The following is a 1,183-nucleotide window of genomic DNA, read 5'->3' on the forward strand; positions in this document are numbered from 1 at the left end:
AATATTATTAACACAGGTAGAAAAAACGGCTTTCCCAACAACCTCGTCAAGCACTTTTTTAGGAAATTTTTTGCTCTCGAAAGTAACTTTTTTCGTACACTGTTAACAAATGCAAACCCATGAACTTTTTGTGATTTTAATCATGCTCAAACCTGAGTAGAATCACACTAAGTAAAGATTTCTCCTTATAAAATTTTCAGTGAAGCAATGAAGTCTGAGTTTCCAAATCGTAAAGATAAACACATCGCTATTATCGGAGGTGGAGTTGCGGGTTCAACTGCAGCCATTCACTTTGCCGAGTTAGGTTTCAAAGTGTCGGTAATCGAAAAAGGCGTCTCTTTGGTCAATGGTCCTCCAATTTGTCATTTACATGCTGGTGGTAACCTTTATCGAGAGATTTCCGAGCAACAATGCTTGGATCTTCTGGCTCAGTCTATCGATACGATTCGTTTGTATCCGCATTCACTGAATGTCCGTCCTACCTTAATCGCGGTTCCACACTCTGATGGAGGAGATCCAGAAGCGTTGTTACCGCGCTTAGAGGTCATCAAATCGGCGTATCAAAAGCTCGTTCAACAAGCGCCTGATAACAAAGTGCTTGGTGAACCCGATGAGTACTACAAGCTGTACTCGAAAGCAGAACTTCTTGCGCTGGCGCAGCAAACACAACCGCAAAGTCCAAAGAGCATCGATGAATGGTGCATTCCGTTTGCTCAACACGCAGATCTGGAAGCTCTTAAATATCCGGTGGTCGCAGTTCAGGAATACGGATGGAGCGTGTTCAGATTGGCTGCGGTAGCGAATATGACGCTAGATCAACTGCCTAATGTTGAGGTATTGACTCAGGCGGAACTTAAGCAAGCCCATTGGGATGGTTCACATTGGGCGCTCACATACCTTAAAGACGATAAGCATCAGCTTTTAAGCTGTGACTACCTAATCAATGCTTGCGGTTTTGAAACTGGTGCAGTGGATGACGCTATTGGCGTGAAACGCGATCGATTGGTTGAGTTTAAGGCGGCTTACGTTACGCGTTGGAATGAATGTACGCAGAAATGGCCAGAAGTGATCTTCCATGGCCCTCGTGGTACCGATAAAGGCATGGCTCAATTAACGCCTTATGGTGACGGTTACTTCCAATTGCACGGTATGACAAAAGGCATCACATTATTTGATGACGGCT

Annotated in this window: 1 protein-coding gene; it reads left to right on the top strand. The window is 44.3% G+C overall.

Annotation, left to right across the window (positions count from 1 at the left end; all coding sequences use genetic code 11):
• Nucleotides 1-207: 207 nt before the first annotated feature.
• The coding region (locus AC4MRV_RS22150; protein WP_491189418.1) for an FAD-dependent oxidoreductase at nt 208-1,183 on the top strand (976 nt) is incomplete at its 3' end.

The organism is Vibrio sp. (assembly GCF_984391705.1).